Origin of the sequence: Streptomyces sp. NPDC005899, assembly GCF_040629645.1 — a bacterium.
GTDB lineage: Bacteria > Actinomycetota > Actinomycetes > Streptomycetales > Streptomycetaceae > Streptomyces.
In genome coordinates this window covers 22843-36789 of sequence record NZ_JBEXWB010000032.1, presented here as the reverse complement: position 1 = coordinate 36789, position 13947 = coordinate 22843, and the positions used below count along the sequence as shown (strand labels likewise).

The 13947-nt window shown below is 69.0% G+C and carries 14 protein-coding genes and 1 pseudogene; 4 read left to right on the top strand and 11 right to left on the bottom strand.

Features of this window, described 5'->3' with window-relative positions; all coding sequences use genetic code 11:
* Positions 1–166: 166 nt before the first annotated feature.
* Both ABZ371_RS06925 and ABZ371_RS06920 read right to left on the bottom strand, forming a co-directional pair.
* Positions 167–380 (bottom strand): annotated as a pseudogene (locus ABZ371_RS06925) (hypothetical protein); the annotation flags it as partial.
* Positions 381–500: 120 nt separating this feature from the next.
* Positions 501–653 (bottom strand): hypothetical protein, encoded by a 153-nt coding sequence (locus ABZ371_RS06920; protein ID WP_358674588.1) that lies wholly within the window; start codon positions 651–653, stop codon positions 501–503.
* Between the two features lie 962 nt (positions 654–1615).
* On the opposite strand from ABZ371_RS06920, the gene ABZ371_RS06915 reads away from it, so the two are divergent.
* The gene (locus ABZ371_RS06915) at positions 1616–2815 is read left to right on the top strand and encodes a PP2C family protein-serine/threonine phosphatase (RefSeq protein WP_358674585.1); all 1200 of its coding nucleotides are present in this window, start codon (positions 1616–1618) and stop codon (positions 2813–2815) included.
* A gap of 64 nt (positions 2816–2879) precedes the next feature.
* Here ABZ371_RS06915 and ABZ371_RS06910 read toward each other — a convergent pair whose 3' ends face one another.
* The 3 genes from ABZ371_RS06910 to ABZ371_RS06900 all read right to left on the bottom strand — a co-directional run bounded on the left by ABZ371_RS06910 (position 2880) and on the right by ABZ371_RS06900 (position 5397).
* Positions 2880–3062 carry an STAS domain-containing protein gene (locus ABZ371_RS06910; RefSeq protein ID WP_358674591.1) on the bottom strand — a complete coding sequence of 61 codons (183 nt, stop codon included), beginning with the start codon at positions 3060–3062 and terminating at the stop codon, positions 2880–2882.
* 272 nt (positions 3063–3334) lie between these two features.
* Positions 3335–3685 (bottom strand): ATP-binding protein, encoded by a 351-nt coding sequence (locus tag ABZ371_RS06905; RefSeq protein WP_358674582.1) that lies wholly within the window; start codon positions 3683–3685, stop codon positions 3335–3337.
* A gap of 776 nt (positions 3686–4461) precedes the next feature.
* The gene (locus ABZ371_RS06900; protein WP_358674579.1) at positions 4462–5397 is read right to left on the bottom strand and encodes an alpha/beta hydrolase; all 936 of its coding nucleotides are present in this window, start codon (positions 5395–5397) and stop codon (positions 4462–4464) included.
* 192 nt (positions 5398–5589) lie between these two features.
* Between ABZ371_RS06900 and ABZ371_RS06895 the strand changes: the two genes are divergently transcribed.
* Entirely contained in the window at positions 5590–5808 is a 219-nt protein-coding gene (locus ABZ371_RS06895) for a transposase family protein (RefSeq protein WP_358674576.1), read from the top strand.
* Positions 5809–5931: 123 nt separating this feature from the next.
* On the opposite strand, the gene ABZ371_RS06890 is transcribed toward ABZ371_RS06895, so the two are convergent.
* A complete protein-coding gene (locus ABZ371_RS06890) occupies positions 5932–6507 on the bottom strand; it encodes a hypothetical protein (RefSeq protein WP_358674574.1) in 576 nt (191 codons plus the stop codon).
* Positions 6508–6612: 105 nt separating this feature from the next.
* Here ABZ371_RS06890 and ABZ371_RS06885 point away from each other — a divergent pair, with 105 nt between their 5' ends.
* Positions 6613–7164, top strand: a complete 552-nt coding sequence (locus ABZ371_RS06885) for a hypothetical protein (protein WP_358674571.1) — start codon at positions 6613–6615, stop codon at positions 7162–7164.
* 94 nt (positions 7165–7258) lie between these two features.
* Here ABZ371_RS06885 and ABZ371_RS06880 read toward each other — a convergent pair whose 3' ends face one another.
* The 4 genes from ABZ371_RS06880 to ABZ371_RS06865 form a co-directional block, all read right to left on the bottom strand.
* Entirely contained in the window at positions 7259–7600 is a 342-nt protein-coding gene (locus ABZ371_RS06880) for a hypothetical protein (RefSeq protein WP_358674569.1), read from the bottom strand.
* A gap of 488 nt (positions 7601–8088) precedes the next feature.
* Positions 8089–8307 carry a winged helix DNA-binding protein gene (locus ABZ371_RS06875; RefSeq protein WP_358674567.1) on the bottom strand — a complete coding sequence of 73 codons (219 nt, stop codon included), beginning with the start codon at positions 8305–8307 and terminating at the stop codon, positions 8089–8091.
* 431 nt (positions 8308–8738) lie between these two features.
* Positions 8739–10565, bottom strand: a complete 1827-nt coding sequence (locus ABZ371_RS06870) for a cholesterol oxidase substrate-binding domain-containing protein (RefSeq protein ID WP_358674565.1) — start codon at positions 10563–10565, stop codon at positions 8739–8741.
* Positions 10566–11411: 846 nt separating this feature from the next.
* Positions 11412–11888, bottom strand: coding sequence for a carboxymuconolactone decarboxylase family protein (locus ABZ371_RS06865; RefSeq protein ID WP_358674563.1), 477 nt, complete (start codon positions 11886–11888; stop codon positions 11412–11414).
* A gap of 70 nt (positions 11889–11958) precedes the next feature.
* Between ABZ371_RS06865 and ABZ371_RS06860 the strand changes: the two genes are divergently transcribed.
* Entirely contained in the window at positions 11959–12846 is an 888-nt protein-coding gene (locus ABZ371_RS06860) for a sigma-70 family RNA polymerase sigma factor (RefSeq protein WP_358674562.1), read from the top strand.
* A 224-nt stretch (positions 12847–13070) separates the two neighbouring features.
* On the opposite strand, the gene ABZ371_RS06855 is transcribed toward ABZ371_RS06860, so the two are convergent.
* Entirely contained in the window at positions 13071–13850 is a 780-nt protein-coding gene (locus ABZ371_RS06855) for an ABC transporter permease (RefSeq protein WP_358674560.1), read from the bottom strand.
* Between the last annotated feature and the right edge of the window lie 97 nt (positions 13851–13947).

Sequence of the window (13947 nt, the reverse complement as noted above, 5' to 3'; positions counted from 1 at the left end):
CTGCGGCGGGTAGTTCTTCATGACCACGAGATGTCCGTTCTCAGATCCGCAGGATCCAGTGTCTCGTGTGTCCAACATCAGGGGTCAAGGCCCCCTGTACCAAGGGCTGGAGCAGGCGCTTCTGCGGGGTTGCTGGCGTGTTGCTGGACACGTCCCAGCGGTGCCGCTCGCCGGGCTGCGGGTCGCACGGAGCGCGGCCGCCGGCGCCGAACTGCCCGAGGTTGGTCATCAGCGCGACGCTGGCTGGATCTCCTCCAGCTCCAGCCGGTAACGTCGAGCAGCAGCCCATCGAGTGGACCGCCCACCAGTTCGGCGTAGTCACGGTGCGGGAGCGGCCCCGGGTGGCCATGGTCGGTGCCGTGGACCCGGCCGCGCAGCAACTCCTCACCCCGGGGTCTTAGTCCCCCCGGCCACCCGCGACCTTCCGGGGCCCGGAACTCTCACCCATCGCCTCGCCGACGAGGTGGGACTTGCCCAGGGCCGCCTTTGGCTTACCCGCGTCAGCCGCGCAGGCGTGCGAACCAGCCGGTGCCCTTCCGCTCGTTGCCTTTCTGCCCAGACATGGCCTGATCCTGCTCCTGGCACTCGACCTTCACGCCCGGCCAGGCTTGCTCCCAGTCGATCTCGTACCGCTGGTCACAGTTTCCGCACAACGGCGGTAGGGGCTCCTGAGCCGCGCGGCCCCAACCTACTCGGGCTCAGACGTGGCGCTCCCGGCAGGCGTGCACGGACTTGATACAAACCCACACGGCCAGAGTGAGGATGCCGACCAGCACCACGACGCCGACCAGGAAGGGAATGATCATGCCGCCAGCATCGCAGGTGATCATCCATCGACCTCAGGTACCCCCTGCTGCAGGGTGAAGCACCTGGTGTGAACAGGCACCTCCATGCCGGCCGACCGTCTCCGGGATCGACGCCCAACGGCAGCTTGGTCATCTCGCAACAGCCATGAGCACGACGGCTGGGCAGCGTGAGCAGGAACAGCCGTAGCGGTCGTGGCTGACGCCCATCGCGTGGCATCGCCGCGCCCATTCACACGGTGTCGCTGAACGGCTACCCAAGCGAAAGCCCCGGAGCCACACCTGCACAGAAGCCGGGGTCCCGGGTCACGTTGCTGCAGCGGTCAGTCCTGGCGGTCGCCGGTGTAGCAGTAGATGTCGCCGGCCGCGTTTACCCCGACGGCGCCCACCGATCGGCGCCGTAGGAACCGGGGGGCGGGGGTCCCCCGATCCTTACCCGTGGTGGGAACGAGCCTCGGGGCCCCGTCCTCACCACCACGCTTCCGCCCACCAACTGGAATCCCTACCATCGCGCCCAGGGTCTGCGTCGCACTTCGCACCGTTCCGTGCGGTGGCCACGGGGAACGGGAGCCCTTGGTGGAGTATCTGCCGTCGGCGGGGTGGGAGACTCATCCATAGCGCCGTCCTGGTCGGCCCCCCACCGGGGCCGGGTTGGGGTCGCCACGCCGGTGTCGCTCCTGCGGGCCGCGTCCTGCGTGCTTCCGGTAACACACTATGTATCGAATCGCGGGCCTTGAGGTCTTGCGCCTGTGGGGATGAGTCATGGCAGAAGAGCACAGCCTCGTCGACGGGCCCGGGCCGGGGGGGCGGGCGTGACGGCGCAGGATCTGGCGCGGGCGCTGGTCGGCCTTTTGGAAGTCAGTCACACGGCGCCGTTCGAGCAGTTGCCCCTCCTCCTCGACAGCGCCGCGCAAACGGCCGGTGCGGGCGGGGCCCGGCTGTTCGTGGCGGACCTCCAGGAGGAGGTGCTGCGCGAGGTCACCGGTATCGGACTGAGCGCTGGCAAGGGCGGCGAGGTGTACCGGATCGAGGGCACGTTGCCCGGCCGCGCCTATCAGATCGCCGAGATCACGGCTCCGGCCCTCGGCGGGGCGTGCTGGGTGCCGGTGCGGGACGGCGCTGAACGCCTGGGCGTCCTGCACGTCGAGCCCGGCCCCGGAAACGGGACCACGCCTGATGAAGAGGTGATGCGGACGCTGGCGTCGATGGCCGGGCTTCTGCTGGTCTCCAAGCGGGCCAACAGCGACTCCCACGCCCGGCTGACCCGCACCCGGCCCATGGGGATACCGGCGGAACTGCAGTGGAGCATGATGCCGCCGCGGACGTTCGCCGACCGGCGGGTCACCGTCAGCGCCTTCATGGAACCGGCCTACCAGGTCGCTGGGGACGCCTACGAGTACGCGGTGGCCGACGACGTCCTGCACCTGGCGGTCTTCGACGCGATGGGCCACGACACCTCCGCCGGCCTGACCGCGGCCCTGGCCATGGCCGCCTGCCGCAGCCACCGCCGCGCCGGCGCCACCATCCCCGAAGCCAGCAAGGCCATCGAGAACACCCTGATCGAACAGTTCGGCCACAGCCGCTACGCCACCGGGATCCTCGCCGACCTGGAGCTGGACACCGGCAAGTTCAGCTGGGTCAACCGCGGACACCTGCTGCCCGTACTGATCCGCGGCGGCCGCTGGGCCAGCACACTCACCTGCCCGCCCGCAGGCCCCATGGGCAGCGGATTCAACCTGCCGATCACCCAGCGCACCGAACAGCTCGAGCCCGGCGACCGGCTGCTGCTGTTCACCGACGGCATCACCGAAGCACGTGACACGGACGGCCACGAGTTCGGCGTGGAACGCTTCACCGACTTCATCATCCGCCACCACGCCGACCACCTTCCGGTCGACGAGACACTGCGCCGCCTCATGCACGCCGTCATGGACTACCACCATGGAACACTGGAAGACGACGCCACCGTCCTGTTCTGCGAATGGCACGGTCCGGGCGCCCCGAAGCAATGAAGAGGCCGCCTGGACGGCCCCCAGGAACGGGAACCGGCCGCGCGTGGGGGTTCCGCCGGACGGCTCACGTCCGCAGGGCGGCTTCCAGAGTGTCGTACATGTCGATGACATGGCCCAGACCGACGATCCGCATGGCCCGCAGGGGTGCGGCGGGGATGCAGCTGAGGCGGAGCCAGCCACCGGCCCCGTGGAGGATGCGGTGGGCGCGCAGCAGAGTGTTGATGCCGGTGGAGTCGATAAAGGTGATGTGGCGAAGTCCACGACGACGCAGGGCAGCCGGCCTGACGCGGTGATGGCCGCTTCGAGGGCTGGGACGCTGTCGTGGTCCAGATCGCCCGCCGGGGTGAGGACCGTGATGCCTCGCGGGGTGACGGACGTGCGAATCCGCAAGCGTTCGCTGGGCAAGACGCCACCTTTCCGGGCGGCCTCGGCACCGCCGGCCATGAGAGCGGCCTGATCACCACCACAATGCAGTTGTCTTGCCGGTGTCAACTTCCGCACGGCCCGCCCGGGCGGAATTCATAGGACCGTGATGCAGGCACGAACGGTTTTGCCGCGGTCACCGATCTCCGTGTCGACCTTGGTACACAGGGCCAGGATGATCTCCAGCCCGTGCTGGCCGATGCGTCCGGGCTCGAAGGGCTGCGGCTGCGGTGACCGCCCCGAGGTGTCGGACACCGCGATCTCCAGCAGACCGTCCTGCAGGTCGAGGGCGAGCGTGCACGGCCCGGGCGCGTGCCGCACCGCGTTGGTCACCAGCTCGCTGACTACCAGAAGCGCATCCCCACGCTTCACGTCCGCCACCGCCATACCCCGCGTCACGGCCCGGTGCAAGAACATGTCGGCAAAGCTGCGCGCCTCACCGATCACGGGCGGCCCCTCGTACGAGACCGCTGCCCCCAGCCGGGCTCCCCGGAACATCGTGCTCCCGTCCTGCGGCATCTCCTGCATCACAGGCCCCCACCCGCCTTCACCGTCCTGCGACCAGCACCGCGATCGCGCTCGAACGATCAGTATCGAATGCGGCACCGAGCCGCACCAAATGCGTGCCGTTTACCCCTATTTCCTTGTGCCTCATCTGCCCCACGAACCGGGACACATGTGCGGCCGGGAGACGCCCTGACCGATGAGGGGGCGCGCCGGTTGCCGGCCAACTCCACCGCTATCGTGCCCGGCCGGGCGGAAGCACGCCGGCACACCGGCGCGGCCGAGCGGCGGGGTGCGCGGGGATGGATGCACGGCATCGTCACCACGATGCTGTGCACTCCGGGGGTGATGTCCGGCATCCATCCGGAGAGTGCACGGCATCGTCGGTTGCACCGGCCGCTGAGTGAGCTTCAGCCAAATTGAAGCCGCTGGTCAAAGGGCTGGCGTGACAGCCTACCGGGGCACTCATGCTGATCGTGGACGGCTGTCTATCGTGTAGATCATCTGGCATCGATTCACTTCAGGTTCATCAGGACTGGCGAGAGGTGGCCGCCGCTCGTCGACCGACGGGCTTGACCGGAGCTATGCGGGCGCGACCACAGTTTGCGCATCTTGAATCCCCGCAGCACCAAACTATGACCAGCAGCGTCATGAGGCGCTTTGCTCCCTGTTCGCAGAGGAGACCACTGCGGACCTGTGGGGACTTCTCGTCCCGGAGATCAGTGTTGAGCGGCGAACGTCGCTTCGATCTCCTTGAGTACGAGGTCGGGACGGTCCGTCGGCAGCTCGTGGGAAGTGCCCTTGGCGGTGACGAGCGAACGGTTCGGCGCCTGGTGGGCGAACGAGGCGGCGGCGTCACGCCAGCGCTGGGCGTCCTCAGGAGACCCGGCGAACGGAGTCTTCTCCGAAACCATGATCGTTGCCGGCACCGAAGCCGGCCACGTCACCTTGTGGAATGCCTTGTGCGCTGCGGCGAAACCTTCCGCCGTGGAGATCAGCTGGCGGTTCTCCGGCTTCTCGGAGTCCTTCTTCGCCGCATCGACGTCCGGCTGAGTCCCGGCCACGAGACGGGGAATCTCCTCGCCCGTGAAGAACTGCGGAAGATTGGCGTCGACCAGGACTGCGCCGGAGAGCATCTCCGGGTTGTCCTGGGCGAGGTAGTTGGCGATCTCCCCAGCCTGGGAGTGAGATACCAAGGTCACGTCCTTGGCAATGCCCAGTTGCTTGAGTCCCGCCTTGAGGTCGCTGACGGCGCTCTGAACCTTCCACGCGCCAGGCACCACGTCGCTCTTGCCGAGACCGGCCCGGTCATACGTGATGACGGTGGCACCGGTGGCCGCGTGAAGCTTGGGGACGATGTCCTTCCACTGCGAGGAGTGCTCACCGCCGCCCGAATCCAGGACGATGGTAGAGTCATTACCCTGCGTGACGTAGAAGGCCACACGGTGACCCCCGTTGTCGACCATGTGCAGCTTCGTTTCGACCGCCTTGGCGGATCCCGGGGAGGCGGACGAGGTTGCGGACGACGAGACCGTGGGGCTGGAGGCGGAATCGTTGTCGCTGCAGGCAGTAATGCCACCGGCCCCCAAAGCCAGCAAGGCGAGGGAGGACAGGACACGGGACGTGGAACGGCTCATACGGCGGGTGCGGGACACGAGTGATCCTTCGACGGCTTAAAGGCGCTGCACAACCTGTCGATCATTCGGGAACCTGGCTGCCCACAGAATCCGGCTGACACGTCTGTTGATGGTGCTGTTGATACCACCGACCGTGGTGGGGTCACCCCCCTGGTCGGAGCGCTGGCCGACCTCGGCTTCCGCGGCCTGGACAACGACATCCTCGACCCCGTGATCGTCACCGGCTACGCCGCCGGCCGCACACACAGACTCGCCCCAGGCGAGAAAGAAGTTAACCGCGTCCTCGGCGTCGGACGCGCGCCGGTCGAGCACGGCTTCGCCCACCTCAAGAACTGGCGGATCCTCACCAAGCTCCGCGCCGACCCCGCCCGCGCCACCCAGCTCCTGCGAGCCCTGCTCGTCTTGACAAACCTTGAAGTCGCCCACTGACGGATGATCTTCGCCGGGGACTTCCGCCCACGACCAGCATGAGGACCCCGAGGACCGATCACACCAGCATGTTGACCTGCGACTTCAAGTTGGCGGAGGTTCAGTGCACCGCACCGGGTGCACTCAGCGGCCGGCTTCCATCCCGCGATGTCGGTCCGTCTGCTGGGGGCGGTGCGCCCGCTGATCCCCGTCGCGTGCCGGGTGCGGCGCGGGAGCGTCCTGTGGATCGGTGTACTTCCTCGTCCTGGCGGCGGCTTCGTCGCCGGCCTTCGTGAAGACCTCCGTCGCGCGGCGCAGTTGCTCGGCGGTGAACTCCAGGGCCTCCACGTCCGTACGCGATGCCTTCAAAGCCCGCAGCTCCTTGAAGTCGATCGTTTCAAGGGCCCCGGCCTCCGGCTTCTGGTTGTCGTACTCGGGAGCGGCAGCGGCGGGCCCAAGTAGCAGCTCGGGCGTCGCCGCTTGCTGATGCGCGGCAACGTCATACCCCCGGCCCCACACGACAGGGGCACGCAGCTTCTCCCGCACCACCGCACCCGCGAGGACAGTTCGCTCGTACTGCAACGGGATCCGAGGGATCGCCCACTCTCCCGCGTCCTGGCCCAGGGACCGGGGCGCGGCCGGCTCGCCGGGGTCAACCGGGGGTCGCCGGTCCGGATCGGGCACGGTGGGGGTGCGGCGTCGGGCGGTGAGGTCGGACACGGCCCACCGGTCGGTGTAGACACCTCAGGCGCCTAACTCGTCAAGCGGCGCTCCTCAGCCCGCTGTGTAGCCTGTCGATCTGTGCGAACGGGATGAGGGTGGGGCGTGGAGACGCTGGTAGAAGAGGCCGTCACGGAGGCACTTCGTGACGGGGGTGACGAGGGGATCCGCCTGTATGCCGCCGCATGCGCCGAACGTATGGCGCCACTGTTCGTGGGCCTGCGGGCGGGCGCGCCGGGGCGGGAAGCCGACCTGGACTTCTATGCGGAGTCCGTACGCGGGCTCTGGTATGCCGACCGACCGCTCGCCAACGCCGCCGAGGGCGTGCGCCGGCTGGAGCGGTTCCCGGAGCTTCAGCCGAACGAGGCGGGGATCACCGATGTCGCCGACACCTACGCCTTCTTCGCTGTCCTCTGCCTGCGGTATGCCCTCCTGGCCCACGGCTCGGGAAACGCTGACGACGCGGTGTCCTGCGGCCACGCGGCGCTCACCGCAATGGGAATGCTCGACCAGAACGTGGCAGGTGCTGGCTTCCTCGCCCAGGAGCAGCGGCTCCAGTCCCTCTCGCTGCGCGGTGACGCCTCAGGCCTGTGGGACGCGAGCGTCACGGCAGGGCGGGAGAGGTTTCGTGCTGTGTTGGGCCGCCTGCCCCGCTAGGCATGCTCCTGACCGCTGCCGATGAGATGCGGCCTCTGGTCAGGCGGCCGCTGTGCCCACCTCGCCGGGCGGAGCTGCGAAGGCCAGTGCCTCGTCATATCGATGACCTTGCTGGAGGCAGTGGTAGTGCTGGCCGATCATGCTGCGGGAGACCGGTGATGGCCATCCACCAGGGGAGAACGTGGCGCTGGGATGGGTCCAACGGCCAGTCGGGCGTGAGCGCCCGTTCCGGGTCGTGCAACAGCACCGTCAGTACTGGGTCGGCCGGTCCCTCAAGGGCGGTGAACAGCTCCTCAGCAGCGTGGTGAGGGACTCCCTCGGCCACTGACCCCCAGTAGTAGCCGGTCTCGGCAGCGATGTTGGTAGGCGTCTCGGGAAACGATTCGTTGATCTCGTCGAGCCGTGGCACCCTCAGCTCGTACCTACGGCGTCCCATGTGCTGAGCAAAGTGCCGCAAGTACATCTCAGGCACCGTGTGATCCCGAGTACCCCGGCCATGGCCGCGCGCTTCCCCGACGATGCTTTACCCACCCGGTCCCCTCCCCTGCCTGGTCGTCCGCACCATTCGTACACGGACCGCGCCATTGACGCCCATGCTTCTCGACGACAGGGACCTGCCTTCCCGCTCCGGCCGGACCCCGCGCTGACAGCTGTCGCACACTCACCAGCGACGCGCCCCGCGGTGCGGAGTGCAACACCCCTGCGCCCGCTCCCCTCGTGCGCGTTCTAGTAGGTCAGCGTAAAACGCGGCCTCCGTTTCACGCTCGCCTTCGGGGGCAGCGTTTCCGCCACCGCCAGACCGGGCTTGGGCTGGCGGCGTGACGCGAACCTTCGGCCGACCTGGTGCCGGTTCCCGAAATCTGATCTCCGGACCTGGTGCCGCGCCAGGACAGTAGACCGGGGGCCGCAGCAGAACGAGTGGGTTCAGGGACCGAGCCGGCAGGAACGCCAGCGCCGCCCGGTGCGGCTGATCAGTCCCAGGTCTTCCAGACGATCGAGCTGGTAAGCGACCGAGTTGCTGCTGGACAGGCCGACCCGTTCTCCGATGTGGCGGATCGAGGGCCCCTCGCCGTGCCCCGCGATCCAGTGCCTGATCGTCCGCAGAATCTGGACCTGCCGATCGGTCGGGGCATCGGTACTCATGCCGCGCTCGCTGCGCGACGGTCGCCGCGGACCTGACGGCGCAGCTCGGTCCGGTCCGCCGGCCTGCCGGGCGGGCGGGTGTCCCAGAAGGGTTGCCACAAGATGCGGGCGGACAGGAGGAGCAGACGGCGGTGCAGCGCGGTGTTGCCGTGCTGGTGGGATGCTGCGAGGGCGTCGTATGTGGCGTTGAGGTCGCGCTGGGCCTGGATGAGGTCGGGCGGTTGCGTGGACGCCGGTCCGGACCCCGGAGCGCCGGCGGGAGACTCGTATTCCGGGGGCCGGGGAGGTGCCTGCCGGGAGGCCGGTGAGGGTGCCGGGCCGGGACCGACGGCGTTCGTGCCGGTGGTGACCGGGACCTCGAGCCGGTCGAGCACTGTGGTTTCGGCGGGCCCGTCTCCGGTCGGAGCGCAGTCGTCCACCGGTGCGCCGGCTCAGCGCAGCAGAGTGTCGAGGAAGGGGCTGGACAGTACGTGGTGGGGGTCGAGCCGGTCGAGTATCGCCACCGCGTCGTCCCAGCCCGGTCCGCCTCCGGCGCGGTGGCTGGCGGGGATGTGGCGGGTGAGGACGTCCGGGTCGGACCAAGCGGCGGCATCGGTGTACGCCCAGCCCTTGGACCATTCGACGCGCACCGCCGCCCGGTCGCCGTCCAGGCTCAGGAGGAGCTGCTCGATGTCGCGGTAGAAGCGGTGCAGGGCCGGTGTGTCCGGCAGGGACAGGACGTCGATCCATACGGCGGTGTCGAAGTCCGGCCGGTCCGCGCGCGGGCGCAGGGCGGACAACAGCGGGGACCGCGCGCCGGGAACGCCGCTCGCGGACGGATCCTCCAGGCCGGTCACACGGATCTCCACCTGGCCGTTGACCGGGTACTCGCCCCGTGCCGCGTACTGGGCGAGCAGCGTGCGGTAGAAGTCGGAGAACCGGCTGACCACCCACTGCAGATCGGCGCGGCGGGTGAGGACGGCGTATCCGTTGGCACTCTCGCGCAGCGTGGTGGGCCGCACGTACTGCAACAGGTTGCGGGAGGCGCCCCATAGGTCCGAGTGCAGGCCGCCTGCCAGCAGGTGGGTGAGGACGTCGCCGGTCAGCACGTCCCGTACGAGCGTTCCTGAGAGCAGGACATCGCTGATGTCGCCGGTCAACGCGACCTTGGACAGTAGGTACTGGACCTGCCCGAAGAGTGGGGCGCTCGCCCAGGCCCCGGAGACCAGTTCACCGGCCAGCCGGGCCACCGGCTCGGGGAGGGAGTCGGAGAACGGGTAGTTGTACGGCTCATGGACCTCACGGGACGTGAAGGGCCGGCGCGGGGTGACACTCCAGACCTTCAGCCAGGGGCGATCGGTGAAGGCGAACCAGATCGCCTCCGCCCGGCCGGTGCGGTCCACGAAACTGGCCAGTGTCCGGGTGCCGGCCGGAGCACCCGGGGCGGCGAACAGTTCGGTGGCGGGGATGTCCACGAAGGACTGGCAGCGCAGGTTGTGGTCGGTGCCCACCCGCAGGACGGCCTCGGTGACGAGCGAGCGGCCGAGGTGGGTCAGGAGCGCCCCGCAGTCCGGTTCCGCCCGGCCGACGGTCCGCAGGGCATAGCGGCCGACGGCGCCGTCCCAGACGACCGCGGTCACCTCGGTGACCAGGTTGCTCAGCGAGCCGTGCCCCTGGCCGGGCGACGGGCTCTCGCCGACGGCGGGGACGGCTGTGCCGTGCGCCCCGATGGCGAGCGCACCGCCGATCGAGAGCTCTCCGGGTGCCGGCGCGGAGACGACTCCGTATCCCCTCGCGCCGGCGAACGCGAGCAGCGTCTCGAGCGAGGCACCGGCCTGTACCCGGACCCGGGCCGACCCGTCACCGGCCTCCTGCTCCAGCGACATGGCGGTCAGGTGTGCGGTGGTGTCCAGCAGCACGACCTGGGCCGACGCCGGTGTGCCGTCGGCCACCGTCAGGGGCGCCCAGCCGTGCCGCCGCCCCTGCGGGCGCACCGTCCAACCGGCGCCATGAGCCCAGTTGACGACATCGAGCACCTCCTGAGGATCACGCGGCACGCACGTCCACAGCGGGTCGGTACGGATCTCACCGGCCCAGTTCTCGTAGACGCGCAGATGGAGGTCGATCCCCGCCGGGAAGCTCGGCGGCGCCGAGGCCGCGTGGGCGTCGCCCGGCCGGATGAGCCCGCGCAGCAACCAGAGCGCACCGCCCCCGGTGGCCGACGCGAGCAGCCCGCGCCGCGACAGCCCGCCACCCCGGATCGAAGAATCGTCCGTCATCACCGCACCCCTGTCCCCGAGTGTCACGGACCGGCTCCGCCCGGCCGTCCGGCACGCACGTTATCCAGAACAAGGAACCCGCAGTCGGGTATTCGAATAATTCACCTGCGCCCGTGTGGCCAGTGGCCCAACCGGGCTTCAGCTGGCCGAGTCCGCCGGTGCGGCGCTGTAAGAGGAGGGTGGGACACGAGTGACCGCGGTGCTGGGCCGGATGCTGGAAGTCCTTACGTCAGATCAGCCGGGGTGGGGTTCGCGGCGCACCAGCCTCCGTCGAAGAGGGAGGCGATCAGGGCGGCGTGTTCGGCGGGGGTTGGTCCTCGCGGTGCTCGGCGCGCCGGCTACTTCTCCGAAAAGCCCCTCCGGGGCCTGGGAAGGAAAAAAAGACCCGCACACGCCCGGGATCCCGCACACAGCCCAGCGCCCATAACTTGACCACGACCTGGCCGAAGCCTCAGCGCAGGGCCCGCCGGCCCCAGGGCCGCTTCCGCCACCAGGATCGGGCCTCCCCCTCCACCAGGAGCTCCGGCCCGGTCGACGCAGGTGGTCGGTGTGGGAGGCTGCGCGAGCCCGCCCCGGGCGACTCACGCCGGCGGCCCGCCTCCTCGCGCCTGCACGACACAGGTGCGCGCCCCGGAACCTCCCCCGGCACCCCGGCCCGGGGGAGGTGGAGAAGAACCCTTCCAGTGCCGGCTCCACGGGCCGTGACCGCGGCTGTGATCGCAGCGGTGACACGGCACCCGCCCCCTGAGCTCAAGGTGCTGCCGGCGTACGGAACTCCGCGGCCACCGACACCGTCGCTGCGGGCGGGCATGCGCTTTGCCCCCTGTGGAACGTCAGCAGCGCCGGTCACCAGGTGGTGCCGGCGGGCTCCTCGATGGTGGTGTTGATGCGGTTGAAGAAGTTGGTGAGGCCGATCATCAGGATGATCGCGGAGAGCTGCTCCTCGTCGAAGTGGTCCAAGGCCTCGTTCCACACCTCGTCGGCAACGGCCTTGCCCGAGCGGTCGGCGATCCGGGTGGCGGCCTCGGTCAGGGCCAGGGCGGTGCGTTCCTGGTCGGTGAAGAACGGGGTCTCGCGCCAGGCGGCCACGGCGTGGAGGCGTTCGTCGCTCTCGCCGTGCTTCTTCGCGCCCGCCACACCGGCGAACACGCAGGCGCTGCAGCCGTTGATCTGGCTGGCCCGCAGATGGACCAGTTCCAGGATCTGCGGGGAGACGCCACCCTGGTACATGGCCTTGTAGATGTTCTGGATGCCCTTCATGGCGTCCGGCAGGACCAGAGCGGGGTTCTTCATCCGGGCGGTGGTCGCGGTTGCGGTGTTCATCCGATGCTCTCCTGGTGATCCGTTAGCGTCTGTCATTAGACCGACGGATCCGGGCGCGAGGGTGTGACAGATGAGCGGAAGTTTTCTTTTGGCCGACTGTTTCGAGGTGGAGCGGCCGGGCTTGCGGGCGGTCGCCTACCGGATGCTGGGTTCGCTCGCCGAGGCGGAGGACGCTGTCCAGGAAACCTGGCTCAAGTTCAGCCGCACCGACGTGAGCGAGGTGAGGAACTTGGGGGCCTGGCTGACCACGGTCGTCGGCCGGGTGTGCCTGGACATGCTGCGCTCGCGTACCTCGCGGCGCGAGGATCCGCTGCCCGAGCAGGACGGGTCGGTCCGCCTGCCGGACCCGGTGGTCACCGCGTCGACCCGCGTCGACCCCGAGCGGGAGATTCTGATCGCTGACGAGGTGGGCATCGCACTCATGATCGTTGTTCAGGCCCTTTCCCCGGACGAGCGGCTCGCCTTCGTCCTCCATGACATGTTCGACGTTCCCTTCGACGACATCGCCCCCGTCCTCGGCCGCACCACGGTCTCCACCCGGCAGCTCGCCAGCCGCGCCCGCCGCCGTGTCCAGGGCGCCACCCCGGCGGCCGACACGGACAACGCCCGCAAACGCGACGTCGTGGACGCCTTTCTGGCCGCCTCCCGCGGTGGCGACTTCGAGGCGCTCCTGGCCGTCCTTCACCCCGACGTCGTCGCGCGCTCCGACGGTGGCACGCTCGTCCCGAGCATTCTGCGCCGTGGCGCGGGTGACGTGGCGTCCCAGGCCATCGCCTTCGCCCGCTTCGCGGCGAACGCACGCCTGGTACTGGTCAACGGCACACCCGGCGTCGTCTCGTTCACCGAGGACCGACGACCGCTGTCCGTCATGTCGTTCACCATCCGCGACGGCCGCATCACCGCACTCGACATCCTCACCGACCCCGACCGCCTGACCACCCTCGGCCTGACCGGCTGACCGCCGCCGGCCAACTTCGAAGCGGACGCCGCCCAACAAGGACTAAACACTCCCCGCGGTCACGGCGTTCCGACAGACGTGGCGAGGACTTCCGAGACCGGGCCACCCCACGCTGCACACGGAATCCAATCCTTTTGAAGACCATTTCGTCAGGCGTTATCAGAGCTACGTACTTGCATGTCGTGTTCCGGCTGCCGTGGGGGGACGAGGCGAGTTTGTCCGACCTAGCCCAGGGTGTTGCGGGTGCGGCGGTGGAAGACGAGGAAGCCGACCAGTGCGGCCGCAGCGAACCACACGAGCTGGACAGCAAGGTATGCGGTCACGGAGGTGGTGGAGAGTGCGGCGCCGGTGCTGGCCTGCATGGCGCCGTAGGAAGGCAGGGAGCGCACGATGGAGCCGTCGGAGCTGGAGCTGTAGAGGGGGTTTTGCAGGGCGAGGTCGATGACGCTGGTCATCAGGATGGCGAACATGCCCACGACCTCCCAGCGCAGCAGTGAGCCGAAGGCGACACCGAGGGCGCCGTAGGTCAGCCCGACGCAGAACAGTGCGGCGGCGAAGATGACCGGTTGTTTTGGTGCTTGGAAGGTGCAGGTGAGGGCGGTTGCATAGGTGGCGACGCCGACGGAGGCCAGACCGAGGCCGGTGATCTTGGCGAGGACGAGGTGGGTGCGGGGGTAGCCGGCCAAGGCCAGGCGGCGGTCGAAGAGGCCGCCGGTGAAGGTGGCCGCGAACATCATGAACCCGATGATCAGGGTGACGGCGTTGAGGACGCCGGTGATCTCGGTGCTCTGGTTGCCGCCGGGGGTCAGTACCTCCCCGGTCGCCCTCAGCCGGAATTCAATCTTGGTGCTTGGCACGGACAGGAACCCCAGCGCGGTCCATGCGGGGATGAACAGGGCAACGAGGACCATGGCGAAGCGGTTGCGCAGATGCTCGACGAGCGCGTAGCGGGTGGCGGTCGCGAAGAGGGTGAAGTGGCGGCGGAGGGCCGGGGGCCGCTTCATGCGACCTGCTCCGTGGTCCGGTCGTGCAGGAGGCCGAGATGAGCACCCCCCTTCCCCCTTCCCTGGCGCAGGTGCCTGCGCAGGCACCCCACGGGCC

Bases quoted from the DNA above. Each gene is read 5' to 3' on its own strand.
- ABZ371_RS06880 (WP_358674569.1), bottom strand. From the start codon at position 7,600: ATGGGACGCCGTAGGTACGAGCTGAGGGTGCCACGGCTCGACGAGATC.
- ABZ371_RS06875 (WP_358674567.1), bottom strand. From the start codon at position 8,307: ATGAGTACCGATGCCCCGACCGATCGGCAGGTCCAGATTCTGCGGACG.
- ABZ371_RS06870 (WP_358674565.1), bottom strand. From the start codon at position 10,565: ATGACGGACGATTCTTCGATCCGGGGTGGCGGGCTGTCGCGGCGCGGG.
- ABZ371_RS06865 (WP_358674563.1), bottom strand. From the start codon at position 11,888: ATGAACACCGCAACCGCGACCACCGCCCGGATGAAGAACCCCGCTCTG.
- ABZ371_RS06860 (WP_358674562.1), top strand. From the start codon at position 11,959: ATGAGCGGAAGTTTTCTTTTGGCCGACTGTTTCGAGGTGGAGCGGCCG.
- ABZ371_RS06855 (WP_358674560.1), bottom strand. From the start codon at position 13,850: ATGAAGCGGCCCCCGGCCCTCCGCCGCCACTTCACCCTCTTCGCGACC.